At 67.3% G+C, this 26,494-nt stretch carries 27 protein-coding genes; 15 read left to right on the top strand and 12 right to left on the bottom strand.

Annotation, left to right across the window (positions count from 1 at the left end):
• The first annotated feature begins 11 nt into the window (after positions 1-11).
• The 4 genes from NF616_RS15140 to alaC all read left to right on the top strand — a co-directional run bounded on the left by NF616_RS15140 (position 12) and on the right by alaC (position 4,719).
• Positions 12-590 carry an ANTAR domain-containing response regulator gene (locus tag NF616_RS15140; protein WP_252274115.1) on the top strand — a complete coding sequence of 193 codons (579 nt, stop codon included), beginning with the start codon at positions 12-14 and terminating at the stop codon, positions 588-590.
• A gap of 161 nt (positions 591-751) precedes the next feature.
• On the top strand, positions 752-2,104 hold the full coding sequence (locus NF616_RS15135; RefSeq protein ID WP_252274114.1) for a pyridoxal phosphate-dependent decarboxylase family protein: 1,353 nt from the start codon (positions 752-754) through the stop codon (positions 2,102-2,104).
• 148 nt (positions 2,105-2,252) lie between these two features.
• Positions 2,253-3,341 (top strand): polysaccharide lyase family 7 protein, encoded by a 1,089-nt coding sequence (locus tag NF616_RS15130; RefSeq protein WP_252274113.1) that lies wholly within the window; start codon positions 2,253-2,255, stop codon positions 3,339-3,341.
• Positions 3,342-3,462: 121 nt separating this feature from the next.
• Positions 3,463-4,719 (top strand): alanine transaminase, encoded by a 1,257-nt coding sequence (alaC, locus tag NF616_RS15125; RefSeq protein ID WP_252274112.1) that lies wholly within the window; start codon positions 3,463-3,465, stop codon positions 4,717-4,719.
• 39 nt (positions 4,720-4,758) lie between these two features.
• On the opposite strand, the gene NF616_RS15120 is transcribed toward alaC, so the two are convergent.
• Positions 4,759-5,145, bottom strand: a complete 387-nt coding sequence (locus NF616_RS15120) for a hypothetical protein (protein ID WP_252274111.1) — start codon at positions 5,143-5,145, stop codon at positions 4,759-4,761.
• Between the two features lie 132 nt (positions 5,146-5,277).
• On the opposite strand from NF616_RS15120, the gene NF616_RS15115 reads away from it, so the two are divergent.
• Positions 5,278-5,589 (top strand): transcriptional regulator, encoded by a 312-nt coding sequence (locus NF616_RS15115; RefSeq protein WP_252274110.1) that lies wholly within the window; start codon positions 5,278-5,280, stop codon positions 5,587-5,589.
• A gap of 113 nt (positions 5,590-5,702) precedes the next feature.
• The gene (locus tag NF616_RS15110; protein WP_252274109.1) at positions 5,703-6,077 is read left to right on the top strand and encodes an MAPEG family protein; all 375 of its coding nucleotides are present in this window, start codon (positions 5,703-5,705) and stop codon (positions 6,075-6,077) included.
• Here NF616_RS15110 and NF616_RS15105 read toward each other — a convergent pair.
• From NF616_RS15105 to NF616_RS15090, 4 genes are all read right to left on the bottom strand, one after another.
• A complete protein-coding gene (locus NF616_RS15105; RefSeq protein WP_252274108.1) occupies positions 6,049-6,906 on the bottom strand; it encodes an alpha/beta fold hydrolase in 858 nt (285 codons plus the stop codon). The two genes, NF616_RS15110 and NF616_RS15105, sit on opposite strands and share 29 nt — an antisense overlap.
• A 140-nt stretch (positions 6,907-7,046) precedes the next feature.
• Positions 7,047-7,241 (bottom strand): hypothetical protein, encoded by a 195-nt coding sequence (locus NF616_RS15100; RefSeq protein WP_252274107.1) that lies wholly within the window; start codon positions 7,239-7,241, stop codon positions 7,047-7,049.
• Between the two features lie 33 nt (positions 7,242-7,274).
• Positions 7,275-8,192, bottom strand: coding sequence for a response regulator (locus NF616_RS15095; protein ID WP_252274106.1), 918 nt, complete (start codon positions 8,190-8,192; stop codon positions 7,275-7,277).
• 2 nt (positions 8,193-8,194) lie between these two features.
• The gene (locus NF616_RS15090) at positions 8,195-9,499 is read right to left on the bottom strand and encodes a sensor histidine kinase (protein ID WP_252274105.1); all 1,305 of its coding nucleotides are present in this window, start codon (positions 9,497-9,499) and stop codon (positions 8,195-8,197) included.
• A 168-nt stretch (positions 9,500-9,667) separates the two neighbouring features.
• On the opposite strand from NF616_RS15090, the gene NF616_RS15085 reads away from it, so the two are divergent.
• Entirely contained in the window at positions 9,668-9,835 is a 168-nt protein-coding gene (locus tag NF616_RS15085; protein ID WP_252274104.1) for a DUF2897 family protein, read from the top strand.
• Positions 9,836-9,866: 31 nt separating this feature from the next.
• Complete coding sequence (locus tag NF616_RS15080; protein ID WP_252274103.1) at positions 9,867-10,625, top strand: CPBP family intramembrane glutamic endopeptidase; 759 nt, start codon at positions 9,867-9,869, stop codon at positions 10,623-10,625.
• Here NF616_RS15080 and NF616_RS15075 read toward each other — a convergent pair.
• The 3 genes from NF616_RS15075 to NF616_RS15065 form a co-directional block, all read right to left on the bottom strand.
• Positions 10,576-11,388 carry a transporter substrate-binding domain-containing protein gene (locus NF616_RS15075; RefSeq protein WP_252274102.1) on the bottom strand — a complete coding sequence of 271 codons (813 nt, stop codon included), beginning with the start codon at positions 11,386-11,388 and terminating at the stop codon, positions 10,576-10,578. The genes NF616_RS15080 and NF616_RS15075 overlap by 50 nt on opposite strands.
• Positions 11,389-11,463: 75 nt before the next feature.
• A complete protein-coding gene (locus NF616_RS15070; RefSeq protein WP_252274101.1) occupies positions 11,464-12,267 on the bottom strand; it encodes a substrate-binding periplasmic protein in 804 nt (267 codons plus the stop codon).
• A 93-nt stretch (positions 12,268-12,360) separates the two neighbouring features.
• On the bottom strand, positions 12,361-12,984 hold the full coding sequence (locus NF616_RS15065; protein ID WP_252274100.1) for a TetR/AcrR family transcriptional regulator: 624 nt from the start codon (positions 12,982-12,984) through the stop codon (positions 12,361-12,363).
• A gap of 179 nt (positions 12,985-13,163) precedes the next feature.
• Between NF616_RS15065 and NF616_RS15060 the strand changes: the two genes are divergently transcribed.
• From NF616_RS15060 to NF616_RS15030, 7 genes are all read left to right on the top strand, one after another.
• A complete protein-coding gene (locus tag NF616_RS15060) occupies positions 13,164-14,951 on the top strand; it encodes an acyclic terpene utilization AtuA family protein (protein ID WP_252274099.1) in 1,788 nt (595 codons plus the stop codon).
• Positions 14,952-14,965: 14 nt separating this feature from the next.
• Entirely contained in the window at positions 14,966-15,832 is an 867-nt protein-coding gene (locus tag NF616_RS15055) for an SDR family oxidoreductase (protein WP_252274098.1), read from the top strand.
• 4 nt (positions 15,833-15,836) lie between these two features.
• Complete coding sequence (gene atuC, locus NF616_RS15050; protein WP_252274097.1) at positions 15,837-17,453, top strand: geranyl-CoA carboxylase subunit beta; 1,617 nt, start codon at positions 15,837-15,839, stop codon at positions 17,451-17,453.
• 82 nt (positions 17,454-17,535) lie between these two features.
• Positions 17,536-18,693 (top strand): citronellyl-CoA dehydrogenase, encoded by a 1,158-nt coding sequence (gene atuD / locus NF616_RS15045; protein ID WP_252274096.1) that lies wholly within the window; start codon positions 17,536-17,538, stop codon positions 18,691-18,693.
• A gap of 139 nt (positions 18,694-18,832) precedes the next feature.
• Positions 18,833-19,630 carry an isohexenylglutaconyl-CoA hydratase gene (gene atuE, locus NF616_RS15040; RefSeq protein ID WP_252274095.1) on the top strand — a complete coding sequence of 266 codons (798 nt, stop codon included), beginning with the start codon at positions 18,833-18,835 and terminating at the stop codon, positions 19,628-19,630.
• Positions 19,631-19,649: 19 nt separating this feature from the next.
• Positions 19,650-21,638, top strand: coding sequence for a geranyl-CoA carboxylase subunit apha (atuF, locus tag NF616_RS15035; RefSeq protein WP_252274094.1), 1,989 nt, complete (start codon positions 19,650-19,652; stop codon positions 21,636-21,638).
• A gap of 164 nt (positions 21,639-21,802) precedes the next feature.
• Entirely contained in the window at positions 21,803-22,621 is an 819-nt protein-coding gene (locus NF616_RS15030) for an SDR family oxidoreductase (protein ID WP_252274093.1), read from the top strand.
• A gap of 49 nt (positions 22,622-22,670) precedes the next feature.
• Here NF616_RS15030 and NF616_RS15025 read toward each other — a convergent pair whose 3' ends face one another.
• The 4 genes from NF616_RS15025 to NF616_RS15010 all read right to left on the bottom strand — a co-directional run bounded on the left by NF616_RS15025 (position 22,671) and on the right by NF616_RS15010 (position 26,484).
• Positions 22,671-23,279 carry a hypothetical protein gene (locus tag NF616_RS15025; protein WP_252274092.1) on the bottom strand — a complete coding sequence of 203 codons (609 nt, stop codon included), beginning with the start codon at positions 23,277-23,279 and terminating at the stop codon, positions 22,671-22,673.
• A 101-nt stretch (positions 23,280-23,380) separates the two neighbouring features.
• Positions 23,381-24,172 carry a hypothetical protein gene (locus NF616_RS15020; RefSeq protein WP_252274091.1) on the bottom strand — a complete coding sequence of 264 codons (792 nt, stop codon included), beginning with the start codon at positions 24,170-24,172 and terminating at the stop codon, positions 23,381-23,383.
• Positions 24,169-24,753 carry an RNA polymerase sigma factor gene (locus tag NF616_RS15015; protein ID WP_286675063.1) on the bottom strand — a complete coding sequence of 195 codons (585 nt, stop codon included), beginning with the start codon at positions 24,751-24,753 and terminating at the stop codon, positions 24,169-24,171. The genes NF616_RS15020 and NF616_RS15015 overlap by 4 nt, the downstream gene beginning before the upstream one ends.
• The gene (locus NF616_RS15010) at positions 24,754-26,484 is read right to left on the bottom strand and encodes a vWA domain-containing protein (RefSeq protein WP_252274090.1); all 1,731 of its coding nucleotides are present in this window, start codon (positions 26,482-26,484) and stop codon (positions 24,754-24,756) included.
• Between the last annotated feature and the right edge of the window lie 10 nt (positions 26,485-26,494).

The following is a 26,494-nucleotide window of genomic DNA, read 5'->3' as shown; positions in this document are numbered from 1 at the left end:
ATACAAGCACGATGCTGCGCATACTCCTGATCAACGATACGCCGAAGAAGGTCGGCCGCCTGAAGAGCGCCCTGGTCGAGGCCGGTTTCGAGGTGGTCGACGAGTCCGGGCTGACCATCGACCTGCCCGAGCGGGTCGAGGCGGTGCGCCCGGACGTGGTGCTGATCGACACCGAGTCGCCGGGCCGCGACGTGATGGAGCAGGTGGTGCTGGTGACGCGCGACCAGCCGCGCCCCATCGTCATGTTCACCGACGAGCACGACCCCCAGGTGATGCGCCAGGCCATCCAGTCCGGGGTCAGCGCCTACATCGTCGAGGGCATTCAGACCGAGCGCCTGCAGCCGATCCTCGACGTGGCCATGGCCCGCTTCGAGAGCGACCAGGCCCTGCGCGCCCAGCTGCAGGCCCGCGACGCACAGCTGGCCGAGCGCAAGCGCATCGAGCTGGCCAAGGGGCTACTGATGAAGATGAAGAGCTGCAACGAGGAAGACGCCTACACCCTGATGCGCCGCCAGGCCATGAGCCGCCAGCAGAAGCTAATCCAGGTGGCCGAACAGATCATCGCCATGCACGACATGCTGGGCGGCTGATCGCTGCGGCCAACCGACTGTACCGCTCGCCGGGCCCGCTGTACCGGTGCTGGCGAGCCGGCAGGCGGCGCTGTTCCGCTCACCTGCGTTGCCGCCTGTATCTGCCGTCACGCGCCGCGCCTGGCTAGGGTAGAAGGCCCTTCCCTGGCCGAGGCCGGATCATGAACGAACGCAATCTGCTGGCCGAGGCCGACCGCCGCGCCCTCGCCTATTTCGACGGCACACCCGAACGCCGGGTCTACCCGGATGCCGCGGCCATCGCCGCCCTCGCGGAGTTCGACCATCCCCTGCCGGACAACGGCCGGGCCGCCGAGCAGGTTCTGCAGCAGCTCGACGAGATTGGCTCGCCGGCCACGGTGGCGAGCAACGGGCCGCGCTACTTCGGCTTCGTCATCGGCGCCACGCTGCCGGCCGCCGCGGCCGCCGAGCGCCTGGTGCTGGCCTGGGACCAGTGCGCCTCGTCTTTCGACAACTCACCCGCGGCCGACCGCCTGGAGAAGGTTGCCGGACGCTGGGTCTGCGAAGCCCTGGGACTGCCGCCGCAGAGCGCGGTGGGCTTCGGTACCAGCGCCACCGCCTGCACCCTGGCCTGCCTGTCCGCCGCTCGCCGCACGCTCCTGGCGCGCCTGGGCTGGGACTTCGACGCCGACGGCCTGATGGGCGCCCCGGAAATCCGCGTGGTGCTCGCCGAGACGGCTCACATCACCGTGAAGAAAGCCTTGCGCGTGCTCGGCTTCGGCATGAATCGCCTGCACTACGCGCCGGTGGACGAGCACGGGCGCATCGATCCGGCGCGCCTGCCGGCCCTGGACGAACGCACCCTGCTGATCCTGCAGGCCGGTGAGGTCAACACCGGCGAGTTCGACCGCTTCGCCGAGCTGATTCCCAGGGCCCGCCAAGCCGGCGCCTGGGTGCACGTCGACGGCGCCTTCGGCCTGTGGGCCAGGGCCTCGTCTTCCGCGCACCTGGCCGCCGGAGTGGAACTGGCCGACAGCTGGACCACCGATGGCCACAAGTGGCTGAACACACCGTACGACAGCGCCATGGCCATCTGCCGCGACGCCGACGCCCTGGCCGCGGCGATGAACAGCGACGCGGCCTATGCCACCGCGAGCAGGGACGCGCAGAAGAATCTGACCCTGGAATTCTCCCGTCGCGCCCGTGGCGTGGCCGTCTGGGCGGCCCTGGCCAGTCTGGGTCGCGACGGCCTGCGTGAACTCATCGACCGCCATATCCGCCAGGCCGGCGAACTGGGCGAGACGCTGCGCGCCGGCGGCTACCAGGTGCTCAATCGGGTCGTGCTCAACCAGGTGCTGGTGCGTGGCGACTCGGACGAGCAGACCATTGCCATACGCGAGGCGGCCCAGGCCTCCGGCGAGGTCTGGTTCGGCCCGACCGTCTGGCAGGGTCGTCCGGCATTTCGCCTCAGTGTTTCCTCCTGGCGCACCACGGACGCCGATATCCAGCTGCTGGCCGACCTGCTGATGCGTCTACGTCGCCGCTTCGGCGGCTGAAATGGCATCGAACTACCGGCGCGGAACGAGGGTCTTTCCCAGGTCCGCGACTGGCGGACGCCCACCCACACGGGGTTCGTCATGCCGACGTTTCGAAGGGGTGAAGTCTTGAACGATGCGTGTCGTCCCTCGGCCAAGAGGACCCAGCATGTCAGGACGCTCCATCCCTTCGTCGAACCGGCGCCGCGCGCTGTTCGGCTCCGCCCTGCTCGGCAGTCTGCTGCTGGGCGAGTCGCACGCCGACCTGTATCGCAATGTCCCGCCGGGCGGCAACTTCGCCCTTGAAGACTGGAACATCACCATCCCCGCCGACGCAGACGGCGGTAACTCGGGCGATGCGCTCATCCTGCGTCCCGACCTGATCGCGGGCCCGCAGGGCTATCAGGGCCGATGGTTCAACACCGACAAGAACGACGGTGCGATGACCTTCTGGGCTCCGCTCAACGGCGCCACCATCGGCGGCTCCAGCAGCCCCCGCTCGGAGCTGCGCGAGTTCCCGTTGATCTGGAACGGTGCCGGCAGCTCGGTGCTGGATGCCATGGTCAAGGTTGTCCAGGTGCCCAGCGACGGCATGGTCATCGTCGGCCAGGTCCACGGCCACGGCAGCCCGCCCCTGATCATGATCTATTACCTTTACGACCACGCCGCCGGCACCGGCCAGGTGATCGCCAAGCTGCAGGAAACGCCGATCCAGGGCCCGCCCTACAGCAAGCATGTGCTGGCCACCGGGGTCGACCTGGGGGAAACCTTCAGCTACCAGCTCAAGGTCGAGAACAACCGGGCCATGGCCTCGGTCGACGGAGGCGAACCCGCGCGCATGGCCATGAGTCCGGCCTGGGACGGCGAAAACTTCTACTTCAAGGCCGGCGCCTACCTGCACATGCACGGCGACAGCGCGAGCGAAGGCGGCCGGGTGAAGTTCTACCGCCTGGCCGCCAGCCATCCCAACGATGGCCTGCTGATCAACAGTCGAGCGATATTGCCGCCCGCGCGCGCGGGAAGCCCCTACCTGGAGCAGCTGTACAGCACAGGGGGACGCGGCGGCGCGACCTGGAAACTGGTCAGCGGCCATCCGCCGGCGGGGCTGCGCCTGGCGCCTGACGGCGTGCTGAGCGGCACCCCCGAAGCCAGGGCGGTTTCGGAGCGGGCCCACTGGTTCATGGTGCAGGTGAGCGACGTCAACGGCAGCACCCATGCCAAGACCTTCTCGATCGTGATTCGCCCAGCCGCCGAGTGAACGCAGCGCAGCGCGGGGCTCGACAAGGCCCCGTCGCTGCGCTTATCGTCGCCGCCGGGCCACACGCATGTGGCCGACGTCGCTCGGACGGTTCCGGGCGCTTACGTACCTCGAGGAAGCCATGGCCGACAACGCCAAGCGCCGCTTTGCGCGCATCGATCGTCTCCCCCCCTACGTTTTCAACATCACTGCCGAACTGAAGATGGCCGCCCGTCGCCGTGGCGAGGACATCATCGACTTCAGCATGGGCAATCCGGACGGCGCCACGCCGCCGCACATCGTCGAGAAGCTGGTGCAGGTCGCCCAGCGCGAAGACACCCACGGCTACTCCACCTCCCGCGGCATTCCGCGCCTGCGCCGCGCCATCTCGCGCTGGTACAAGGATCGCTATGCCGTGGAGATCGACCCGGAAAGCGAGGCCATCGTCACCATCGGCTCCAAGGAAGGCCTGGCACACCTGATGCTTGCCACCCTGGACCACGGCGACACTGTGCTGGTGCCCAACCCCAGCTACCCCATCCACATCTACGGCGCGGTGATCGCCGGCGCCCAGGTGCGCTCGGTGCCGCTGGTGCCGGGCGTGGACTTCTTCGCCGAACTGGAGCGAGCCATTCGCGAAGCCATCCCCAAGCCGAAGATGATGATCCTCGGTTTCCCCTCCAACCCCACCGCCCAGTGCGTGGAGCTGGACTTCTTCGAGCGCGTGGTGGCGCTGGCCAAGCGATACGACGTGCTGGTGGTGCACGACCTGGCATACGCCGACATCGTCTACGACGGCTGGAAGGCGCCGTCGATCATGCAGGTGGAAGGCGCCAAGGACATCGCCGTGGAGTTCTTCACCCTGTCCAAGAGCTACAACATGGCCGGCTGGCGCATCGGTTTCATGGTCGGCAACCCGGAGCTGGTCGGCGCCCTGGCGCGGATCAAGAGCTATCACGACTACGGCACCTTCACGCCCCTGCAGGTGGCTGCCATCGCTGCGCTGGAAGGCGACCAGCAGTGCGTGCGCGATATCGCCGAGCAGTACCGCGAGCGCCGCAACATGCTGGTCAAGGGCCTGCACGAGGCCGGCTGGATGGTGGAGAAGCCCAAGGCCTCCATGTACATCTGGGCCAAGATTCCCGAGCCCTATGCGCACCTGGGCTCGCTGGAGTTCGCCAAGAAGCTGCTGCTGGAAGCCAAGGTCTGCGTCTCGCCGGGCCTGGGCTTCGGCGACTACGGCGACGATCACGTGCGCTTCGCCCTGATCGAGAACCAGGACCGTACCCGCCAGGCCATCCGCGGCATCAAGGCGATGTTCCGCGCCGATGGCCTGATCGAGGCGCCCGCCGCCAAGCCGAAGCGAGCGACCGGAAAGGTCAAACCCGAATCGGCGTGAAACGAAAAAGGCCCCGACATGCGTCGGGGCCTTTTCACATCAGCTCGAATAATCCAGCGCCGTCCAGGCCCGCGACAGGTCGCTGGCAATGGTGCAGCCGGGGCGTTCGCGGGCCTCGTTGCCGCCCAGCGCGACGCGGGTGACCTCGCCTTCACCGCCGCGCTCGGTCAGCCAGCGCAGGCGACCGCAGTTGGGCGTATCGATCAAGTAGCTGGCGGAAATGCTCGACTCCTGCCCCTGCAGCCTGACTACATCCAGCACCCGGCCGGCCTCCTCGATGCGCTTGCCGTCACGCACCAGCACGGCCCAGGCCTCGCCGCCCTCGATCACCAGATAGGCGCCATTGGCCTTGGGCTGCTCGACCTGGGGCTGGGCACAACCCGCCAGCAAGGCCAACAGCAGAATTGTCATCAGCTTATGGTGCATATAAGCAGCTCCTGTTACGGCTCCGGTTCGGTGATCCAGGCGACACTTGAGCTGTACTATTATCCAGTAGTGTTTATTTGTACAGTATTTTTCGTTTACTCTTTTGCGGCCGTAGACCCGAGGAGATCGACCATGCTGGACGTACTGCAGCTGAAGAATAAAGTGAATCAGATGCCCCTGGAGAGCATCCGCGCCACGGTGGACGAGCTGCGCCTGGAAGGCCTGGTCACCGGCAGCAAGACGCCGTTCAAGCGCGTGCACTTCAACACCTGCTTCGCCGAGATCGAGGCGCTGCTGCAGCGCGCCGGCTATCACCGCCCGGTCGATGTGGTCGGTTACCAGGGCCAGGCCTACGCCCTGTTCGATCCCGGCCGCTGGAAAGCGGTGGAAGTGCTGCGCTGGCTCAAGGAGTACGTCGAGGAAGCGCAGCGCCAGCGCGTATGAACGCCGCTCGACCGGCCGAGCCTGGCCCGTGCCGGGCTTTGTCCCATCCGCCGCTTCTCCGGGTGCGTGCCAGGCCCTAGGCTGGACGGACAATCACAACGAGGGGAAACGCCATGCTCTACAGCCTCTACGTCGCCGCCGTTCTGGCGCTGCTGCTGATCGCCCTGTCGCTGAACGTCTCGCGCCTGCGCATGCGCAATCAGGTGGCCTTCGGCGACGGCGGCAAGCCGGACCTGGTCAAGGCGATGCGTGCCCATGGCAATAGCCTCGAGCAGTCGCTGCTGTTCATCGTCCTGCTCTACCTGGGCGAGGCCAGCGGGCAGATCGGCGGGCCGCTGACCGCCGCCCTCGGTTTCGCCTTTATCATGCTGCGCCTGCTCTACTGCGCGGGGCTGTTCGCCCGCCTGCTCCTGCTGCGCCAGGTCAGTCATGCGCTGACCATGCTGGTGCTGCTGGCGGTCACGCTGCTCCTGCTGATTCCCCACTGAGGTCGCGGCGCAGCCAGGCGTCGATGCATTCGGCCACGCTCTGCGGCGCCTTCAGCCAGGCGCTGTGCGGATTTTCCCGCGCGGGGCGTGGCGAGGCGAGGCGCTGCAATCGCGGATCGGCCTGGATCAGCGCCGCCAGGCCGAGGGTAGAGGCCGGCGGGGCGAAGTGGTCGCCCTCCATCTGCAGATACAGCGAAGCGACCCGGTTATGGGCTGCCGGCGCCAGCGGCAGCCCCAGGTGGCGGTAGTTGCCGGTGAAGGCCACCCGTCCCCAGTCGAGCATCAGACGGCGCGCCTCGTGGCCACCGAAGCCCAGCCGGCGCCCGGGCAGGTAGCCGAGCACGCGCACGATCAGGCCGAACAACAGCGCCACGCTGGGCGTCAGCAGACGGCCGCGGCCCTGCCAGTTGCGGTAATGGATGTTGCCGCAGGCCACGCCGACCACCGGCACCGAGCCACTCGGGTTGGCCGCGGCATACAGCGTGGAGATATGACCACCCAGGCTGTGCCCGAGCAGCACCGGCGCGGCTTCAGGGAACTGCCGCCGGGCCTCGGCGAGCAGCGCCGGCACGAACTCTTCCACCAGCTGCCGATAGCCATAATCGTGACGGCGGCTCGGGCGCGGCTGGCTGTCGCCCTGGCCGGGCCAGTCCGCCACCAGTACATGATGCCCGGCCGCGTTCAACGCCCGTGCCAGCCCCTCGTACTTGCGCGCCGTCACACCCAGCGCCGGCAGCACCAGCAAGGTGAAGGCGGCCGGCGATGCCGCTGGGTAGAGGGCATAGGGGCATTGGAAGGCCCCGCTTGAAAACGAAATCGCGTGGCTCATCGGCCCTGCTCCGCGGCTGCTTTTTGTGGCGAATCTAGAGCAATTGCTCTAGCAATGCCATGCCGCGGCGCCGTGTCCCAGGCAAAAAAAAGCCGCGATGATCGCGGCAGGAGAGGTTGTTGCTCGAAGCAGCACCTGAGTCAGGGGCGATGCTCCGCTTCTTGTGTGACAGGAAGATGACCGTCGAGCGGCGGCAATTCGTGGGGCGCCTCCAGGCGCTGCTGCAGGCGCTCGACGAACAGGCCCGCATCGGCCTGGGAGCGGAAGGGCACGTCGCAGCCGGCCAGCTTGACGACCCAGCCCTTATCGCCGGTTTCGATCAGGGTGATGTTCATGCGGATTCGATCCTCGATGAAGTGATTCAAACGTCAGGCGCTGAGCCGCTCGCGCAGGCGACCGAGCATGCCCAGCAGGCTGCCGACCCGCTCGCGCTCCGGCTGCGAACGCGGCGCATCGGCCAGGCGGGTCACCACCTGCTCCGGTTGCGCGCGGTAGAGCAGCGCCTGTTCGGCGGCGGCGCGCAGGCCCTTGTCGAACATGCCCTTGCGGATCGGCTTGGGCAGGTAGCGGAAGATCTGCGCCTCGTTGATCAGCGCCAGCAGTGCCTGGGTGTCGCGGAACGGCGTGACCACCAGGCTGAGCAACCGCGGATGCGCCTGCGCCAGCGACTTGAGCAGCGGCGCGGTGTCCGCTCCGCCGAGCTTGAGGTCACTGACCAGCAGGTCGACGCGTTCCTCGTTGAGCTGGCGCAGCGCTTCGCTCAGGTTGTCGGCGCGCAGCAGGCGGTGGCCGCCCTCGCTGCAGAAGGCGCCGACGCATTCCAGGGTCAGCGGGTCGGCATCGAGCAGCAACAGATTGAGCGCCTCGGCGCTGACCGGGCGCGGCGCCGCAGGTGTCGCCTGGCGCTGGCGCAGCGCGGCGATCTCGCCGGCCTGGCGCAGGGTGGCGGCCATCTCCCGGGGCTCCCAGGGCTTGGTCAGGTAGCGGAAGATGCCACCGCTGTTCAGCGCCTCGATGGCCGCGTCAAGGTCGGAATAACCGGTGAGGAGAATGCGCACGGCATTCGGCTGCAGCTCGGCGGCCTGGGCCAGCAGTTCGGAGCCGCTCATCTGCGGCATGCGCTGGTCGCTGACCAAAACATGCACCGGCTCGCTCTTCAGGCGCTCCAGCGCCCGCCGCGGATCGCTCTCCACCAGCACCTCGTAGTCACGACGGAACTGCAGCGCCAGGCTGCGCAGGATGCGTTCCTCGTCGTCGACGAACATCACGCGGATCGGTTGGCTCATGTTCATGCGCTCCTTTTCAGTTCTTCAGCGCCGCTGCACGGCAGGCTGATGAGGAAGCGCGTGCCGCGCCCCGGCTCGGAAACCACACGGATGTTGCCGCCGTGGTCCTGGATGATCTTGAAGCTGATGGACAGGCCCAGGCCGGTGCCCTGCCCGACTGGTTTGGTGGTGTAGAACGGGTCGAAGATGCGCTCCAGCACCTCGCGCGGCATGCCGCAGCCGTTGTCCTGCACCGAGATCAGCACCTGGCCGTTCTCGCTCCAGCTCTTCACCTGGATGCGGCCGAAGCCTTCCATGGCCTGGGCGGCGTTGGTCAGCAGGTTGAGCAGCACCTGGTTGATCTGCGAGGGCGCGCAGGCGATGCGCGGCAGTTCGCCGAGCTGCTGGTGCACCTCGGCCTTGTCCTTGATGCTGTTGCGGGCGATCACCAGCGCGCTGCGGATGCAGTCGTTGAGGTCGATCTCCTCGCTCATCGCCCGGTCCAGGCGGGCAAAATCCTTGAGGCCGACGACCAGCTCGCCGATCTGCTGCAGGCCGTAGCCGGTGTCCGCGAACAGCTGTTCGAGGTCCTCGGCCAGCAGCTCCGGTGCGGCCAGTTCGCGCAGCCTACCGGCCTCCTCGAGGGCACGCGCCAGGTCGTCCTCGGCGCAAGCCGGATCGGCCAGGCAGTCACCCAGCGCCGCCTGGGCATCGGCCAGCTCGAGCAGCGGCCGGGTCAGCTCGCGCAGCAGCTGCACGTTGTTCTTCACGTAGCCCAACGGGGTGTTCAGCTCGTGGGCGACGCCGGCGACCATCTGCCCGAGCGAGGCCATCTTTTCCGACTGCACCAGCTGCGTCTGCGATTCCTTCAGGTCCACCAGTGCCTTGCGCAGCACGCGATTGCGCTGCGCCACCCGGTGCTCCATGGCCTTGAGCAGGTCGAGCACCGTGCCCAGGCCCTGGTACAGGCCCTGCTCGTCCACTAGCACGAAATCGTCGCGGATCGGCGACTGCAGCTGGGCGGTGATCTGCCGCGCCGCCTCTTCCAGGCTGGTGTCCAGACTCACCACCAGCGGCGCGGGATTCATCACCTCGCTGACCGGCTTGCGGCCCCACAGGTCTCGGCCGAAGCGCTGCATGAAGATGTCCTGCAGGGTCGAGCGGCTGACCAGCCCCAGCGGGCGGCCGTCGGCGTCCACCACCGGCAGCGACAGAACGGCCGTGTGCTCGGGGCGCAGCAGGCGGTCGGCGACATCGCTGATGCTCACCTGCGCCTGCAACGGCTCTACCCGCCGCAACAGTCGGCCGAGTGCGGGAACGACTTCCATTGAACTACTCCCGAACGATCGAATGCCCGGCATTCAAACAGTCCGAGATTGCCGACATGTGACAGCCATCACCCGTCGTAGAGCGGGCGCCGCATGAACTGCAACATTTGAACTGACAGCGCGGGGGCGGGTCGCTATGGTGGAAGGAACACATCATCGGAGAACGTCATGCCTTGGTACGCCTGGCTGATCATCGCGCTGGCCCTCGGCTCCATCCTGGGCAGCCTGCTGTTGCTGCGCGACAGTGCCCGCAAGCTGCCGCTCACCGAGGAGCAGCTCAAGCGCATCCACGAGCGCAATGCCGAAATGGATGCCAAGGAAGCCCAGGACCGCTGAGACGGCCCCACCCGCTCGACAAGGACGTGGCATGCCGCTGCACCTGCGTTTGCTGATTCCCGTGCCGGCGCTCGGCATGGGCGTGGCGTTCGGTTTCGTCGATGCCACCGGGCTGGCGCTGACCGCCCTCTACTTCTGCTGGATCCTGTTCGCCGAGGACGTTCTGCCGCGCTGGCTGTGGTGGAGCGGCGGCCTGCTCGGCGGCATCGCCCTGGCCGCGCACCTGCTGCCCGGTTTCGAGCCGACGCTGCTGTGGCCGCCGCGGCAACTGAGCGCAGACGCCCCGCCCTACGCGCTGCGCCTGTCCTGGGACAAGCTGCTGCTCGGCCTGATTCTGCTGGCCTGGTGGCTGGGTCAACCGAGCCGGCAGCCGGCACGAATGGGCCGCATGCTGGCGGTCGGCGCCGCCACGCTGCTGGCGGTGCCGCTCCTGGCGCTGGGCCTGGGGCTGGTGGGATGGCAGCCGAAGTGGCCGGAGCAGCTCTGGCTATGGCTGATGGTGAATCTCGGGATCACGGTACTGGCCGAGGAACTGCTGTTCCGTGCCTGGCTGCAAGGCGCGCTGATGGCGCGACTGGGCGTCGTCGGCGGCGTCGCGTTGACCGCGCTACTGTTCGGCGCCGCCCATGCTCCCTTCAGCGCGCTGTTCGCCATGGTGGCCACCGTTGCCGGGCTCGGCTACGGGCTGGTCTTTCACCTCAGCGGCCGGCTTTGGCCGGCGCTGCTGCTGCACGGCGCGGTCAATCTGCTGCATCTACTGCTGCTGAGCTATCCGCTGCGCTCGGTATGACGTCGATGCCGTAGGGCGCGAAGATGCGCTGCAGCTCGCCGTTCTGCCGCAGCTGCTCCATGGCGGCGCGGAACTCGTCGGCGCTGATCGGCGCCTTGGGACTGAGGATCGCGTAGTGACGATAGCGCTGGTCTTCCTTCGCAGAGATCAGTAGTTCCTCGCGCAGCTGCGGCTGTTCACGCATGCGCGCGCCCAGCCAGGAACGGGTGATCAGCGCCACGTCGGCACGGCCACGCAGCAGCAGCTTGAGATTGCTCTCGTGGGAATAGGTGATCACCGGGTTGAAGTGCGCTTCCAGCCACTGCGGGTCGCTGTTGAAATCGGCGAAACCGTAGTGGTAGCCGTTGAACAGCGCCAGGCGCTTGTCCTTCAGATTGTCGAAATAGTGCTGATCGCGACCGCGCTCACGCCGCGCGACCAGCACCTCGGAATCCTCCAGGCCCAGCTCGACACGGGTGCCGGCGACACCCTGCCAGTTCCAGTCGGGATTCTCGAAGATGGCGACATGGATGCGCGCCTTGCGAAAGTCCTCGAAGCGGCGATTGAGCGAAGTCGCGCGCAGGGCGAAACGATGCCGGCTCTGGACCTGGTTGAGGGACTTCACCAGATCGCCGAGCAGGCCACGGTGCGGATCTTCTTCGGGCTTGATCACGTAGGGAGGGAAATGCACCGCGGCGATCAGCACTTCGCCCGCCGAAGCCTCCGAGCCGACCAACATGGCCAGCAGTAAAGCGCCAAGCAATCCTTGTCGACGCCGACACATATTGACCTCATGGACAACTGGAGCTGAACGAAGACTAGCCCAGTGGCGGGCGCCGCGTAAATGAGCGACGGCGCCTCAGCGCGGCATGGGCCGCGCCCGCTCGCCCGCCATGTCCGTGGCCCGCAGCAGTTGGTAGCGCTGGATCAGCGGCTCCAGCCGGCCACTGTGCTGCAGCGTTTGCAGCAACGCGCTCAGCCCGGCGACGTCGAGCGGGCCGCCCGGGCGCAGCAATGCGTGGTGGTGGTAGACCTGATCGGTGCGCTCGGAGATCACCAGCTGGCGTCCCGTCTCGGGATTGTCGCGCTGGAAGATCCGCAGATAGGAGCGCGTCACCACGCTGATGTCGACGCGGTCGTGCATCAGCATCAGCAGGTTGCTGTCGTGGGAGTAGGTGAACACCGCATTGAACTGCCGGGTGAGATGGTCCTGGTCGGCGTTGAAACCGGCGAAGCCGTAGTGGTAGCCGGTGTAGAGCGCCAGGCGCTTGTCGCCGATGGCGTCGAAGAAATGCTGGTCGCGGCCCGGCAGCTGGCGGGCGACGTACACCTCGGCGTCGGCGATCTGCAGGTCGAGCTTGTTCAGCGGGATGTCCTGCCAGCCCCAGTCCGGCGACTCGAACAGGATCATGTCGTAGCGCCCCTGGGTGAAGTCGCGGTAGCGGCGGGTCACCGAGGTCGGCACCAGATCGAAGCGGTACTGGTCCTGCGCGGCATTGAAGGCGGCCAGCAACTCGGGCAACAGCCCCTCGGGCGCGTTGCTCTCCGGCTTCATGACGTAGGGCGGGAAGTGATAGGCACCGACGCGCACAGGCTGCTCGGCGCCCGCGGCGGGCGCGCAGAGGATCAGGACGATCGACAGCAGGCGGAGGGACAGGCGCAACGCGGTTACCTCGTGTGGGAAAAACCAGGCGGCCGCCTCGTCCCTGTAGCCGCGACTGGCCGTAGCCAGTGCCGATGGCAGATTAGCTATGTCTCAGCCTTCCTTGAACACCAGGGCCAGGGCCTCCTCGGCCAGCTGGTCCAGGGTCATCTTGCCGCCCGGGCGGAACCAGGTGGTGGTCCAGCTCAGCGCGCCGGTGAGAAAGCGCCGCAAGACAAACGGATCGGCCTTGAAGTAACCGGCGCTGCGCGCCTCGTCGAGCACCTGCAGCCAGATCTGCTCGTAAGTGTCGCGCAGGCTGAGGATGTACGCCTGGCTCTCGTCGGACAGCGAGCGCCACTCGTACACCAGCACGCCCATGGCCTCGCCGGTGCCGCCCATGATCGACTGCAGCTCGCAGCGGATCAGCGCCAGCACGCGCTCGCGCGGGCCGTTAGCCTCGTTCAGGGCGGCGCGCATCAACGCGGTGTTGTAGAGCACGGTCTCCTCCATCACCGCCTTGAGGATTTCGTCCTTGCTCTTGAAGTGATGGAAGATGCTGCCGGACTGGATGCCCACGGCGCCGGCCAGGTCGCGCACGGTGGTACGCTCGTAGCCCTTGCTGCGGAACAGGTGGGCGGCGGTCTGCAGCAGCTTGCCGCGGGCGCTGTCCGGGTCGGTCAGTTCGCCACTGGCGACCAGTTTCTGCATCACTTTTCGGGCTTTTTGCTCGTCCAAACTCATCTCTTCCCCATCAGCGCTCGCTTGCACCGCGGATTGTACGCAAGCCTGGCGAATTTAGGGCCTCCCAGGGCACCGAGCAAGCGCTTGGGTAAAAAGAAGCGGACGGAGGCTTTTCAACCAAGCGCTTGCTTGGTAGCCTTCGAACCATCAGGCATTCCTGCGGACTCACGACAATGACCAAGACCGTACGCATCGGCTGCGCCTCCGCCTTCTGGGGCGACACCTCCACCGCCGCCGCCCAGCTGGTACGCGGTACCGAACTGGATTACCTGGTGTTCGACTACCTGGCCGAGATCACCATGTCGATCATGGCCGGCGCGCGCATGAAGAAGCCGGACGAAGGCTACGCCACCGACTTCGTCGAAGTGCTCGCCCCGCTGCTGGGCGAGATCGCGCAGAAGAAGATCCGCGTGGTGAGCAACGCCGGCGGGGTCAATCCGAGCGCCTGCGCCGCCGCCCTGGCCGCCGCCTGCGACAAGGCCGGCGTGCAGCTGAAGATCGCCGTGCTGCATGGCGACAACCTGCAGCCCAAGCTCGGCGAGCTGGCCAAGGCCGGCACCGTGGAGATGTTCAGCGGCGCCGCGCTGCCGCCCATGTGCGTGTCGGTCAACGCCTACCTCGGCGCGCCGGGCATAGTCGCCGCACTGCAGGCCGGCGCCGATATCGTCATCACCGGCCGCGTGGTCGACAGCGCCGTGGTCAGCGCCGCCCTGGTGCATGAGTTCGGCTGGGCCTGGAACGATTACGACAAGCTGGCCCAGGCCGCGCTCGCCGGCCACATCATCGAATGCGGCGCCCAGTGCACCGGCGGCAACTTCACCGACTGGCGCGACGTGCCGGACTACGAACACATCGGCTTCCCGGTCATCGAAGTCCGCGACGATGCCCGCTTTGTGGTGACCAAGCCCGAAGGCACCGGCGGCCTGGTCTCCACCCTATCGGTAGGCGAACAGATGCTCTACGAGATCGGCGATCCGCGCGCCTACCTGCTGCCGGACGTGATCTGCGACTTCACCCGGGTCGAACTCAAGCAGGTCGGCGCCAACCGCGTCGAACTGCAAGGCGCACGCGGCCTGGCACCGACCGATCAGTACAAGGTCAGCGCCACTCATCCGGACGACTTCCGCTGCACCGCCAGCTGTCTGATCGCCGGCATCGATGCCGTGGCCAAGGCCGAGCGGGTCAGCCAGGCGATCATCCGCAAGACCGAGGAAATCTTCGCCGAGCGCGGCTGGGGCCCGTACCGCGAAGTGAATATCGAGCTGCTGGGCGCCGAGGCCACTTACGGACCTCGCGGCCAAAGGCAGGACACCCGCGAGGTGGTGATCAAGCTCGGCGTGCGTCATGCCAAGAAGGAGGCACTGATCCTGTTCTCCCGCGAGATCGCCCAGGCCGCCACCGGAATGGCGCCGGGCCTGACCGGCATCGTCGGAGGCCGCCCCACCGTGTACCCGGTGATCCGCCTGTTCAGCTTCCTGGTCGACAAGAGCGCCTGCGAGCTGGCCGTGGAAATCAATGGCGAACGCAGCGCGGTCGCCCTGCCCCAACTCGATACCTTCGACCCGGCCCGTATCGCCGTCGAGGCCGATGCGCCCTCGCCCAGCGGTGAGGCCGACGCCAGCGTGCCGCTGATCAAGCTGGCCGTGGCGCGCTCCGGTGACAAGGGCAACCACAGCAACATCGGCGTGATGGCGCGCAAGCCGGAGTACCTGCCGTGGATCGCCGAGGCGCTGGGCAAGGAAGCGGTAGTGGACTGGATGAGCCATGTGCTCGATCCGCAGATCGGCCGCGTCGAGCGCTGGTACCTGCCTGGCAGCCATAGCCTCAACTTCCTGCTGGAGAACGCCCTGGGCGGCGGCGGCGTGGCCAGCCTGCGCATCGACCCGCAGGGCAAGGCCTTCGCCCAGCAGCTGCTGGAATTCCCGATTCCGGTGCCACACGCACTGGCTGACAGCCTGTAACAAGGATAATAACAATGGCATACGACTCAGTCTTCAAGCCCGGCCTGTTCGCTGGCCAGACCATCCTGGTCACCGGCGGCGGCAGCGGTATCGGCCGCTGCGTGGCCCATGAACTGGCGCACTTGGGCGCCCATGTGGTGCTGGTCGGGCGCAAGCCGGAGAAACTGGAAGCCACCTGCGGCGAGATCGCCGAAGACGGTGGCAGCGCCAGTTTTGCCGTCTGCGATATCCGTGAAGAAGAAGCGGTCAAGACCATGGTCAAGGCGGTAATCGCCGAGCGCGGGCCGATCCACCACCTGGTCAACAACGCCGGCGGCCAGTTCCCCGCGCCGCTGGTGTCGATCAACCAGAAAGGCTTCGAGACGGTGGTCAGAACTAATCTGGTCGGCGGCTTCCTGATCGCCCGTGAAGTGTTCACCCAGAGCATGAGCAAGACCGGCGGCAGCATCGTCAACATGCTCGCCGACATGTGGGGCGGCATGCCCGGCATGGGTCACTCCGGCGCCGCCCGCGCCGGTATGGAGAACTTCACCAAGACCGCCGCCTACGAGTGGGGCCACGCCGGTGTGCGAGTCAACGCCGTGGCGCCGGGCTGGATCGCCTCCAGCGGCATGGACACCTACCCCGAGTCGATGAAGAACATGATCCGCAACCTCAAGGATCACGTGCCCCTGCAGCGCATCGGCACCGAGTCGGAGGTGGCCGCGGCCATCGTCTTCCTGCTCTCCCCCGGCGCCAACTTCATCAGCGGCAACACCATCCGCATCGACGGCGCCGCCAGCCAGGGCACCCGCGCCTGGACGCTGGGCAAGGCCAAGGCCAGCGAGTCCTACAACGGCTTCCATCGGGCCTACTTGCCCGAAGTGTTCAAGGGAGAGTGATGCGATGCCGGTGATTCAGTCCGAACTCGACGTCCACGGCGACAGCTTCGCGCAGAACCGCGAGGCCATGCTGACTGCCATCGCCAGCTTCCGTGACGTGGAACAGAAGGTCCTCGACAAGGCGGCCGAGGCCAAGGCCAAGTTCGAGAAGCGCGGCCAGCTGCTGCCGCGCGAGCGCCTCAACCTGTTGCTCGACCCGGGGAGCCCGTTCCTCGAACTCTGCTCCCTGGCCGGCTACAAGCTGCACGACGACAAGGACGGCACCCAGGCCGGCGGCGGCATCATCGCCGGCATCGGCTACGTGGCCGGCGTGCGCTGCCTGGTGATCGCCAACAACAGCGCGATCAAGGGCGGCACCATCTCCCCCACCGGCCTGCGCAAGTCCCTGCGCCTGCAGCAGGTGGCCAGCGAGAACAAGCTGCCCATCGTCACCCTGGCCGAGAGCGGCGGCGCCAACCTGACCTACGCCGCCGACATCTTCGTCGAGGGCGCACGCGCCTTCGCCAATCAGGCGCGCCTGTCCGCGGCCGGTATCCCGCAGGTCACCGTGGTGCACGGCTCCAGCACCGCCGGCGGCGCCTACCAGCCGGGCTTGTCGGATTACGTGGTGGTGGTGCGCGGCAAGGCCAAGATGTTCCTCGCAGGTCCCCCATTGCTCAAGGCCGCCACCGGCGAGATCGCCACCGATGAGGAGCTGGGCGGCGCCGAGATGCACGCCCAGGTTGCCGGCACCGCCGAGTACCTGGCCGAGAACGACGCCGACGGCGTACGCCTGGCCCGCGAGATCGTCGGCATGCTGCCGTGGAACGCCCAGCTGCCGGTGCGCCCGCAACGCGTTTACAAGGAGCCGCTGCACCCGGCCCACGAGCTGCTCGGCGTGGTCCCGGCGGATGCCAAGAAGCCGTACGACGTGCGCGAGATCATCGCCCGCATCGCCGACGGCTCGGAGTTCCTCGACTTCAAGAACGAGTTCGACAGCCAGACCGTCTGCGGCCACCTGCAGATCGAAGGCCAGCCCTGCGGCTTGATCGGCAACAACGGCCCGATCACCCCGCGCGGCGCGGCGAAAGCCGCCCAGTTCATCCAGCTGTGCGAGCAGAGCAACATGCCGATCCTGTTCTTCCACAACACCACCGGCTTCATGGTCGGCACCGAGTCCGAGCAGCTCGGCGTGATCAAGCACGGTTCGAAGATGATCCAGGCCGTGGCCAACGCCACCGTACCGAAGCTGACCATCGTCGTCGGCGGCTCCTACGGCGCCGGCAACTACGCCATGTGCGGTCGCGGCCTCGACCCGCGCTTCATCTTCGCCTGGCCCACCAGCAAGACCGCCGTGATGGGCGGAGCCCAGGCCGGCAAGGTGCTGCGCATCGTCACCGAGGAAAAACACCGCAAGGAAGGCAAAGAAGCCGATCCGAAGATGCTCGACATGCTGGAAATGGCCACCGCGCAGAAGCTCGACAGCCAATCCACCGCGCTCTACGGCACCGCCAGCCTGTGGGACGACGGCCTGATCGACCCACGTGACACCCGCGCCCTGCTCGGCCTGCTGCTCGACATCTGCGCGGAGGCCAGCCTCCGCCCGCTCAAGACCAACACTTTCGGCGTCGCGAGATTCTGACCGTAGGGTGCGCCGTGCGCACCAACCAAGATCGCGGTGCGCGCAGCCTAGGCGGCCCCGCCCCCCTACAAGGAGAACAACAATGATCTTTACCCAGGAACACGAAGAACTCCGCCGCACCGTGCGCAACTTCGTCGAGCACGAGATCAACCCGCACGTCGACGAGTGGGAAAAGGCCGGCAAATTCCCCATGCACGAGATCTTCAAGAAGGCCGGCGACCTCGGCCTGCTGGGCATCTCCAAGCCGGAAAAATTCGGCGGCATGGGCCTGGACTACAGCTACTCGGTGGTTGCCGCCGAAGAGTTCGGCACCATCCACTGCGGCGGCATCCCCATGGCCATCGGCGTGCAGACCGACATGTGCACCCCGGCCCTGGCTCGCTTCGGCTCCGATGAGCTGCGCGAGGAGTTCCTGCGTCCCGCCATCGCCGGTGACATGGTCGGCTGCATCGGCGTCTCCGAGGTCGGCGCCGGCTCCGACGTGGCCGGGCTGAAGACCAGCGCGCGCAAGGACAGTGACGACTACGTGATCAACGGCAGCAAGATGTGGATCACCAACTCGCCGAGTGCCGACTTCATTTGCCTGCTTGCCAACACCAGCGACGACAAGCCCCACGTCAACAAGTCGCTGATCGTGGTGCCGATGAACACCCCGGGCATCACCCTCAGCCCGCATCTGGACAAGCTCGGCATGCGCAGCTCGGAGACCGCCCAGGTGTTCTTCGACAATGTGCGCGTGCCACAGCGTAACCGCATCGGCGTTGAGGGCGCCGGTTTCATGATGCAGATGTTGCAGTTCCAGGAAGAACGCATGTTCGGCGCGGCCAACATGATCAAGGGCCTGGAGTACTGCGTCGACAGCACCATCGAGTACTGCAAGCAGCGCCACACCTTCGGCACGCCGCTGATCGACAACCAGGTCATCCACTTCCGCATGGCCGAGCTGCAGAGCGAGATCGAGGCCCTGCGCGCCCTCGTCTACCACGCCACCGAGCTGTACGTGAAAGGCAAGGACGTCACCAAGCTGGCCTCGATGGCCAAGCTCAAGGCCGGCCGCCTGGGCCGCGAAGTCACCGACAGCTGCCTGCAGTACTGGGGCGGCATGGGCTTCATGTGGGACAACCCCGTTTCCCGTGCGTATCGCGATGTGCGCCTGGTGAGCATCGGCGGCGGCGCCGACGAAATCATGCTCGGCATCATCTGCAAGCTGATGGGCATTCTGCCCGGCAAAAAGAAATAACTTCGCCGATGGTTCCCACGTCGAGGCGTCGAGCCGTCCGCGTGGAAACCCAGCACGGGACGCTCCGCGTCCCTGCGGCGCAAAGCACCGCACAGCGCATTCCCACGCAGAGCGTGGGAACGATCACGAGGAGCCTGTGATGGCTGAACTACCAAACACGCAAACCCTGCTGCTGGAACAGGTCGAGGGCGTGCTCTACGTCACCCTCAACCGCCCGGACAGCCGCAACGCCATGAGCCTGGCGATGGTCGAGGAACTGCGCGCCGTGCTGCGCGCGGTGCGTGCCGACCAGGGCGTGCGCGCCCTGGTGCTGCGCGGTGCCGACGGCCACTTCTGCGCCGGCGGCGATATCAAGGACATGGCCGGTGCGCGAGCCAAGGGCGGCGACGCCTACCGCGAGCTGAACCGCGCCTTCGGCAGCCTGCTGGAGGAAGCCCAGTGCGCGCCGCAGGTGCTGGTCGCCGTGCTGGAAGGCGCCGTGCTCGGTGGCGGTTTCGGCCTGGCCTGCGTCTCCGATATCGCCATCGCCCACCAGGGCGCCAAGTTCGGCCTGCCGGAAACCAGCCTGGGCATTCTGCCGGCGCAGATCGCCCCCTTCGTGGTCAAGCGTATCGGCCTGACCCAGGCCCGTCGCCTGGCCCTGACTGCCGCCCGTTTCGACGGTGCCGAGGCGCTGCGCCTGGGCCTGGTGCACTTCAGCGAAGCCGACGACCAGGCCGTGGTCGACCGCCTCGCCGAATGCCTGCAGCAGGTGCGCCAGTGCGCCCCCGGCGCCAACGCGGCAACCAAGGCGCTGCTGCTGGCCACCGAGACGGAACACCTCGGCAGCCTGCTCGACCATGCCGCCGGCCAGTTCGCCGAGGCGGTGCTGGGCAGCGAAGGCGTGGAAGGCACCATGGCCTTCGTGCAGAAGCGCAAGCCCTCCTGGGCTCAATAACAACAGCAGGAGCACGACGATGCCCGCCTTCAACAAGATTCTGATCGCCAACCGCGGCGAGATCGCCTGCCGGGTGATACGCACCGCCCAGGACCTCGGCTACCGCACCGTGGCGGTATTCTCCGAGGCCGACGCCGGCGCCCGCCACGTGCAACTGGCCGACGAAGCCGTGTGCATTGGCCCGGCCCAGGTCAACCAGTCGTACCTGGTGATCGACAACATCATCGCCGCCGCGCAGAAGACCGGCGCCGACGCGATCCACCCCGGCTATGGCTTCCTCTCCGAGAACGCCGACTTCGCCCGCGCCTGCGAGGCGGCTGGCATCGTCTTCATTGGCCCGACCGTGGAAGCCATCCACCTGATGGGCAGCAAGCGCCTGTCGAAGATCGCCATGCTCGAAGCCGGTGTGCCGTGCATCCCCGGCTACGAAGGCGCCGCCCAGGACGACGAGACCCTGGCCCGCGAGGCCGAGCGCATCGGCTACCCGCTGATGATCAAGGCCAGCGCCGGTGGTGGTGGCCGGGGCATGCGCCTGGTACATGAGTCGTCCGAGCTGGCCGCGCAGATCCGTACCGCCCGCTCCGAGGCGCAGAACGCCTTCGGCTCCGGCGAGCTGATTCTCGAGCGCGCGGTGATCCAGCCGCGCCACGTGGAAATCCAGGTATTCGGCGACCAGCATGGCAACATCGTTTATCTGGGCGAACGCGACTGCTCGGTGCAGCGCCGCCACCAGAAAGTGGTCGAGGAAGCGCCCTGCCCGGTGATGACGCCGGAGCTGCGCCAGTCCATGGGCGAGGCGGCGGTGAAGGCCGCTGCGTCGGTCAACTACGTCGGCGCCGGCACCGTGGAGTTCCTGCTGGATAGCAGCGGCGCCTTCTACTTCTTGGAAATGAATACCCGCCTGCAGGTCGAGCACCCGGTCACCGAACTGATCACCGGGCAAGACCTGGTCGCCTGGCAGATCCGCGCGGCCGAAGGCCAGCCGCTGCCGCTCAGGCAGGATGAAATCCGTCTCACCGGCCACGCCATGGAAGTGCGCCTGTACGCCGAAGATGCGGCGCACAACTTCCTGCCGCAGACCGGCCAGGTACTGCGCTGGGAGCCGGCCCTGCGCGACGGCGTACGCATCGACCACGGCCTGGTCGAAGGCCAGGCCGTGACCCCGTTCTACGACCCGATGCTGGCCAAGGTCATCGCCTACGGCGCCACCCGTGACGAGGCCCGGCGCAAGCTGGTACGCGCCGTCGAGGACTGCGTGCTGCTCGGCGTGAATGGCAACCAGCGCTTCCTCGCCAACCTGCTGGCGCACCCCGAGTTCGCCGCCGGCAACGCCACCACCGCATTCATCGGCAAACACTTCGCCAACGACCCGAGCCTGGCGCCACAAGCGCCGGCTGCCGCCGAGCTGGCCACCGCCGCCGCCCTGCTCTACCAGGCCTCGGCCAATGCCCGCGCGCACCAGCCGGGCCTCTCCGGCTGGCGCAACAGCGGCGGCGCGCCCTGGCGCTTCCTGCTCAAGCAGGGCGAACAGAAACACGTGGTGGAGCTGCAGGTGCTGCAGACCGGCGAGCAGCCGCAGCTGCGCGCGCAGGTCGGCGAACAGACCGTCGAGCTGCGCCTGCTGGCCAGCGACGGCCGCTGGGCCATTCTGGAGCTGGACGGCGTGCGCCGCCGCCTGGCCTATCACCAGGATGGCGAGCGCGTCTGGCTGTACGGCAATGGCCGCAACCTGGAGCTCATCGACGTTACCCACGAGCCGGCCAGCGGCGCCGAGGGCGCGGCCTCCGGCACGGTGAAGGCGCCGATGGATGGCGCTATCGTCGATGTGCTGGTCAGCGAGGGGCAGCAGGTGAGCAAGGGCCAGCTGCTGCTGGTGCTGGAGGCGATGAAGATGGAGCACCCGCTCAAGGCCGGCATGGACGGCGTGATCCGCCGCGTCCAGGTCAGCCAGGGCGACCAGGTGAAGAGCCGCCAGCTGCTGGTGGAAGTCGAAGCTACAGAAGCCTGATGTAGGGTGGATGACGTTTCATCCATCCACCAAATCGCCGCCCGCTGAAGATCGAAGTTGACGCGTCAGACCCGTAGGGTGCGCCGTGCGCACCGACCACTTCGGTGTTGACCTCGGTGCGCACGGCGCACCCTACAAGAATAATGACAACCAGGAGTCACCTCATGTCCCTGTCCGGCAAAACCCTGTTCATCACCGGCGCCAGCCGCGGCATCGGCCGCGAGATCGCACTCAAGGCCGCCACCCAGGGCGCCAACATCGTGATCGCCGCGAAGAGTGCCGAGCCGCACCCCAAGCTGCCCGGCACCATCCATTCGGTGGCCGCCGAAGTCGAGGCCGCCGGCGGCAAGGCCCTGGCCCTGAAGCTGGACGTGCGTGACGAAGTCTCGGTGAAGGCCGCCATGGCCCAGGCCGCCGCGCATTTCGGTGGCCTCGCCGCGCTGATCAACAACGCCGGGGCGATTCGCCTGGTCGGCGTCGAACAGCTGGAGCCCAAGCGCTACGACCTGATGTTCCAGATCAACACCCGCGCGGTGATGGTCTGCAGCCAGGCCGCCCTGCCGTACCTCAAGCAGAGCAAGGGGCACATCCTCAGCCTGTCGCCGCCGCTCAGCCTCGCGCCGCAGTGGTTCTCCAGCTATAGCCCCTACACCACCACCAAGTACGGCATGAGCATGCTGACTTTGGGAATGCATGAGGAATTCAGGAAATACGGCATCAGCGTCAACTCGCTGTGGCCGAAGACGGTGATCGCCACCGCCGCCATCGAGTACGAGGCCGGCGGCCCCGCCGTGATGAAGGCCTCGCGCCTGCCGGCGATCATGGCCGACGCCGCCTGCGCCATTCTCGCCAGCGAGAACCGCAGCATCAGCGGGCGGCTGCTGGTCGACGAGGAGATCCTGCGCGAGCAGGGCCAGAGCGACTTCGAGCAATACCGCTACGATCCGGCCGGCAAGCTGATGACCGATCTGTTCGTCGACTGAATCGTGGCTCCGCGCCGGCGTGAAAGCCGGCGCAATCCCTCTCCGCGCGCTAGTTGCGGAACTCGATCTGCAACTCCGCGCCCTCCACCGACCGCCAGTAGTCGTCCACCTTGTCATCGGTGATCAGCCGGCCATTGAGCTGGTAGCGGCCCGGCTTCTCGGCCTTGTCGACGAACATCGGCGGCAACAGCGGCTCCTGCTCGGGCAGCTTCTCCAGCGGCTCTCCCGGCTCGATGCGTTTCACCAGTTCCTTTGGCAAATGCAGATCGAGCTTCACCGGCGGCAAAGGATCGGCTTTCGCCTGGGCCTTGGCCTCAGCCTTTTCCTTGGCACCGGGAATCAGATGAGCGGAGGCTGGCGCCTTGTCCGGCGGCGCGGCGCGAAGCGTCATTGCGGGCTCTGGATCGGGTTCGGGCTCGGGGCTTTTCGTGATCGGCGCAGGCGGCGCCGAAAGCGAGGCTTTCTCGGCCGGCTCCGGCGTTTTCACCGCAGCCGGAGGTGCCGCGTCGACCGGCGCGGGCGCGGTCTTGGGCGGCGCCGGGACCGGCGCCGGTGGTTTGGGGGCATCGTCGCAGGCTGTCAGCACAGCGAGTGCCGCAGCCAGCGCCAGCGTGCGAATAGCGATCATGGCGGCAGGTTGGTGATGGAACTCCTTCATGCTCGCGCCAGATGGGCGATCTGGCAAGCCACAGGGCTTTTCCCGATGTTGCACAGCGAGGCGGCGCTGGCGCCGCCCAGCTGCCTCGCCGCTCGTGACTGCTAGCGCGCACCGTTCATTTCGCTCTGCAGGCGTTTCAGCTCGGCCTCCAGATCATGCTGTGGATACTCGCCCTTGAGCGCCGCCAGCAGCTGATCTGCTTCACCCTGCTTTCCTTCGGCGCGCAGCTGCAGCACGGCGCGTAGACGCTCCGGCAGCGAGGGCACATCCTCGGCCAACATCGCGGCCTTCCCCGCCGCGGCCTGCGCGTGCTGCTGGACCAGGGCTCTGGCCTCGGCGGCCTTATTCATGTCGGCAGCCGGCGTCCGAGCCTCCTCACGCTCGGACGGCGCGGCGGCGGAATCGGCCAGGGCCTCCATCGGGGCGGACTGCGGTTTGGCCATGGGCACTTGCCGAGGCGCGGCGGCAGCCGGGGGCGAGGCCGAGAAGGCCGCCTGCGATTCCACCGAGCCGGCCAGCGAGCGCTCGGCCTTCTTGTATTGCGGGCTCATCGCCTGCTCACCGGCCGGTGCCATTTCCTGCAACGCAGGCGCCGGGGCGCGGGCCAGCGCGGGCGGCTCGGACGGCTGATCGCCGGTCTGCAGAGCCAGGTTGAGGCCGATGCCGAACACTGCCAGACCGGCCACGGCCATGGGCCAGCGGGAACGGCTGTCCGCTCCGAACAACCAGGCGTGCAGACGCTGGCTCAGGCTCGGGCGCGGGGCTTCTGCGGCCTGGCGAGCGGCGGCCAGGATCAGCGCATCCACCGCCGCCGAAGGTTCGCCACGGTTGTGCTCGCGGAAGTGCCCCAGCAGTTGCTGTTCCTGCTGCAGATCTTGATCGTGTTGGCTCATGCGGATACCTCCTCGGCCGAAGCCGGATCGGCCAGCAGCCGACGTAACTTGTTCAGCGCATAACGCAGGCGGCTCTTCACGGTTTCCGCCGGAGTACGGGTGAGTTCGGCGATCTGGTGAAGTTCAAGGTCGCCGTGGGCGCGCAGCAGGAACACCTCGCGCTGCTCCTCGGGCAGATCGGCCAGCGCCGCCTGCAGGCGCTCCTGGTCGCGACTGAGCAACAGCTGCTGCTCGGGGCCGGGGCCGGGGTCGGCGCTGGCGTGCTGCGCCTCGTCGTACTCATCGAGCTTTCCCTGGTGGCGCCCGCTCTTGCGCCAGTGGTCGATCAGGCGGTTGCGCGCGATCTGGTACAGCCAGGTCTTGAACAGCACCGCCTCGCGCTGCTCGCTGGCGCTGCGGATCAGGCTCATCCAGGTGTCCTGGAACACCTCCTCGGCCAGTGCGTGGTCGCCGCACAGACCGAGGAGGAAGCGGAACAGGCCGAGGCGGTGGCGCTCATAGAGTTGCGTGAACGCCGCCGCCTCGCCATTGCGATAACGCCGCAATAGCGCGGCGTCATCGTCCATCAGTGGTTGGTTCAATTAGTCGGCCCTGACTTGAACGTTTTGCGGAGTTTGCAGGCTCTGCGCCAGTTCCACCAGTTGCACGAACTCGCCACGCAGGCCGAACGGATCCTCGCCCTTGGCCCCACGCGCCAGCTTGGCGCTGTCGGCCAGGCCGAAGCTGCCGGTGTACTTGGCGTCCTTGAGCTGCTGAGCGAAGGCGGCGACTGCAGCGGCGAAGCGCAGGTCGTCGCTGGCCTTGGCGATCGGCGTCGCCTCGCCCTTGCTGATCGGCCGCTCGACCAGCTTGCTGGCGCCGCCCTCCGGCGCCTTGTAGCGCAGACGCAGCCAGGCGATCTCGCCGGCCTTGCCCTGCTGCTCCTTGGTCTGGGCATAGCGCAGCGGCTCCAGCCAGCCCTTGGCGCCCACCGGCACCACTTCGTAGAGGGCGGTGACCGTGTGCCCGGCGCCGATCTCGCCGGCATCGACCTTATCGTTGCTGAAGTCCTCGCGCTTCAGCGCGCGGTTCTCGTAGCCCAGCAGGCGGTACTCGCTGACCTCGGCCGGGTTGAACTCGACCTGGATCTTCACGTCCTTGGCCACCACCGCCAGGGTCGAGCTGAGCTGGTCGACCAGCACCTTGCGCGCCTCGCGCAGGTTGTCGATGTAGGCGTAGTTGCCGTCGCCGGCATCGGCCAGCTGCTCCATCAACTGCTCGTTGTAGTTGTCGGTACCGAAGCCCAGGGTAGTCAGCGACACACCGGTCTTGCGCTTGTCGGCGGCCAGCTGCTTGAGCGTCTCGAAGTCGCTGATGCCGACGTTGAAGTCGCCATCGGTGGCCAGCAGGATGCGGTTGATGCCGCCCTCGAGCAGGCCCTTCTGCGCCTCCTGGTAGGCCAGCTGGATACCCGACTCGCCGGCGGTGGAACCGCCCGCGGTGAGCTGGTCGATGGCAGTGCGAATCTTGGCCTTCTCGCTACCGGCGGTGGACTCCAGCACCACGCTGGCATTGCCGGCATAGGTGACCAGGGCCACGCGGTCCTGCGGGCGCAGCTGGTCGACCAGCAGCTTGAGCGTGCTCTGCACCATCGGCAGACCCTCGCGGCGGTCCATGGAGCCGGACACGTCGACCAGGAACACCAGATTGGCCGGCGGCAGCTCGGCGGCGCTCAGCTCAGTGGCCTTGATCGCCACGCGCAGCAGGCGGGTCTCGGGGTTCCATGGCGTGGTCGCCAGCTCGGTGGCGACGCTGAACGGCACGTCACCCTCGGGCTTGGGATAGGCGTAGGGGAAGTAGTTGACAAGTTCCTCCAGACGCACCGCGTCCTTGGGCGGCAGGCTGCCGTCGTTGAGGAAGCGCCGCACGTTGGCGTAGGCGCCGGTGTCGACGTCGATGCTGAAGGTCGACACCGGCTGCTGGGCCACGGCCTGCACCGGGCTGCTCTCGATCTTCTGGTACTGCTCGCGGTAGACGTCCTGATAGCCGAAGCCGGCGCTGTCGGCCAGCGGCGCCGCCGGGGCGATCATCGGCACGCTCTGCGGCATGGCCTTGCGCGCCTCCAGGGCGCCGGCCACGGCTGCGGGCTGCGGAGCATAAGAGGCGTCGGCGTCGACCTCCTCGCGCAGCACCTCCTGCCTGGCGTGCGGCTCCGCAACCTGGGGCAACGCGGGCTCATCGTTTGAGGCTCGGCAGGCCGCCAGGCCCAGTGCCAGGGTGGCGCCGAAGCCTGCGAGCAAGGGTTGGCGGATCAAAACGGCGATGCTGGACATGGCGGGTTCT

Source organism: Pseudomonas subflava (genome assembly GCF_023823685.1).
GTDB classification, from domain to species: domain Bacteria; phylum Pseudomonadota; class Gammaproteobacteria; order Pseudomonadales; family Pseudomonadaceae; genus Aquipseudomonas; species Aquipseudomonas subflava.
Note: the sequence above shows the minus strand (reverse complement) of the source record. Positions and strands in the feature narration are given on the sequence as shown.

What these genes read in the sequence shown, in the direction of transcription:
- NF616_RS15060 (WP_252274099.1), top strand. Translation starts at nt 13,164, where the DNA reads ATGACCAAGACCGTACGCATCGGCTGCGCCTCCGCCTTCTGGGGCGAC.
- atuC (WP_252274097.1), top strand. Translation starts at nt 15,837, where the DNA reads ATGCCGGTGATTCAGTCCGAACTCGACGTCCACGGCGACAGCTTCGCG.
- NF616_RS15030 (WP_252274093.1), top strand. Translation starts at nt 21,803, where the DNA reads ATGTCCCTGTCCGGCAAAACCCTGTTCATCACCGGCGCCAGCCGCGGC.
- NF616_RS15100 (WP_252274107.1), bottom strand. Translation starts at nt 7,241, where the DNA reads ATGAACATCACCCTGATCGAAACCGGCGATAAGGGCTGGGTCGTCAAG.
- NF616_RS15075 (WP_252274102.1), bottom strand. Translation starts at nt 11,388, where the DNA reads ATGTGTCGGCGTCGACAAGGATTGCTTGGCGCTTTACTGCTGGCCATG.
- NF616_RS15020 (WP_252274091.1), bottom strand. Translation starts at nt 24,172, where the DNA reads ATGAGCCAACACGATCAAGATCTGCAGCAGGAACAGCAACTGCTGGGG.
- NF616_RS15095 (WP_252274106.1), bottom strand. Translation starts at nt 8,192, where the DNA reads ATGAGCCAACCGATCCGCGTGATGTTCGTCGACGACGAGGAACGCATC.
- NF616_RS15130 (WP_252274113.1), top strand. Translation starts at nt 2,253, where the DNA reads ATGTCAGGACGCTCCATCCCTTCGTCGAACCGGCGCCGCGCGCTGTTC.
- atuE (WP_252274095.1), top strand. Translation starts at nt 18,833, where the DNA reads ATGGCTGAACTACCAAACACGCAAACCCTGCTGCTGGAACAGGTCGAG.
- NF616_RS15055 (WP_252274098.1), top strand. Translation starts at nt 14,966, where the DNA reads ATGGCATACGACTCAGTCTTCAAGCCCGGCCTGTTCGCTGGCCAGACC.
- NF616_RS15080 (WP_252274103.1), top strand. Translation starts at nt 9,867, where the DNA reads ATGCCGCTGCACCTGCGTTTGCTGATTCCCGTGCCGGCGCTCGGCATG.
- NF616_RS15085 (WP_252274104.1), top strand. Translation starts at nt 9,668, where the DNA reads ATGCCTTGGTACGCCTGGCTGATCATCGCGCTGGCCCTCGGCTCCATC.
- NF616_RS15135 (WP_252274114.1), top strand. Translation starts at nt 752, where the DNA reads ATGAACGAACGCAATCTGCTGGCCGAGGCCGACCGCCGCGCCCTCGCC.
- NF616_RS15115 (WP_252274110.1), top strand. Translation starts at nt 5,278, where the DNA reads ATGCTGGACGTACTGCAGCTGAAGAATAAAGTGAATCAGATGCCCCTG.
- NF616_RS15140 (WP_252274115.1), top strand. Translation starts at nt 12, where the DNA reads ATGCTGCGCATACTCCTGATCAACGATACGCCGAAGAAGGTCGGCCGC.
- NF616_RS15105 (WP_252274108.1), bottom strand. Translation starts at nt 6,906, where the DNA reads ATGAGCCACGCGATTTCGTTTTCAAGCGGGGCCTTCCAATGCCCCTAT.
- alaC (WP_252274112.1), top strand. Translation starts at nt 3,463, where the DNA reads ATGGCCGACAACGCCAAGCGCCGCTTTGCGCGCATCGATCGTCTCCCC.
- NF616_RS15110 (WP_252274109.1), top strand. Translation starts at nt 5,703, where the DNA reads ATGCTCTACAGCCTCTACGTCGCCGCCGTTCTGGCGCTGCTGCTGATC.
- atuF (WP_252274094.1), top strand. Translation starts at nt 19,650, where the DNA reads ATGCCCGCCTTCAACAAGATTCTGATCGCCAACCGCGGCGAGATCGCC.
- NF616_RS15010 (WP_252274090.1), bottom strand. Translation starts at nt 26,484, where the DNA reads ATGTCCAGCATCGCCGTTTTGATCCGCCAACCCTTGCTCGCAGGCTTC.
- NF616_RS15120 (WP_252274111.1), bottom strand. Translation starts at nt 5,145, where the DNA reads ATGCACCATAAGCTGATGACAATTCTGCTGTTGGCCTTGCTGGCGGGT.
- NF616_RS15025 (WP_252274092.1), bottom strand. Translation starts at nt 23,279, where the DNA reads ATGAAGGAGTTCCATCACCAACCTGCCGCCATGATCGCTATTCGCACG.
- NF616_RS15090 (WP_252274105.1), bottom strand. Translation starts at nt 9,499, where the DNA reads ATGGAAGTCGTTCCCGCACTCGGCCGACTGTTGCGGCGGGTAGAGCCG.
- atuD (WP_252274096.1), top strand. Translation starts at nt 17,536, where the DNA reads ATGATCTTTACCCAGGAACACGAAGAACTCCGCCGCACCGTGCGCAAC.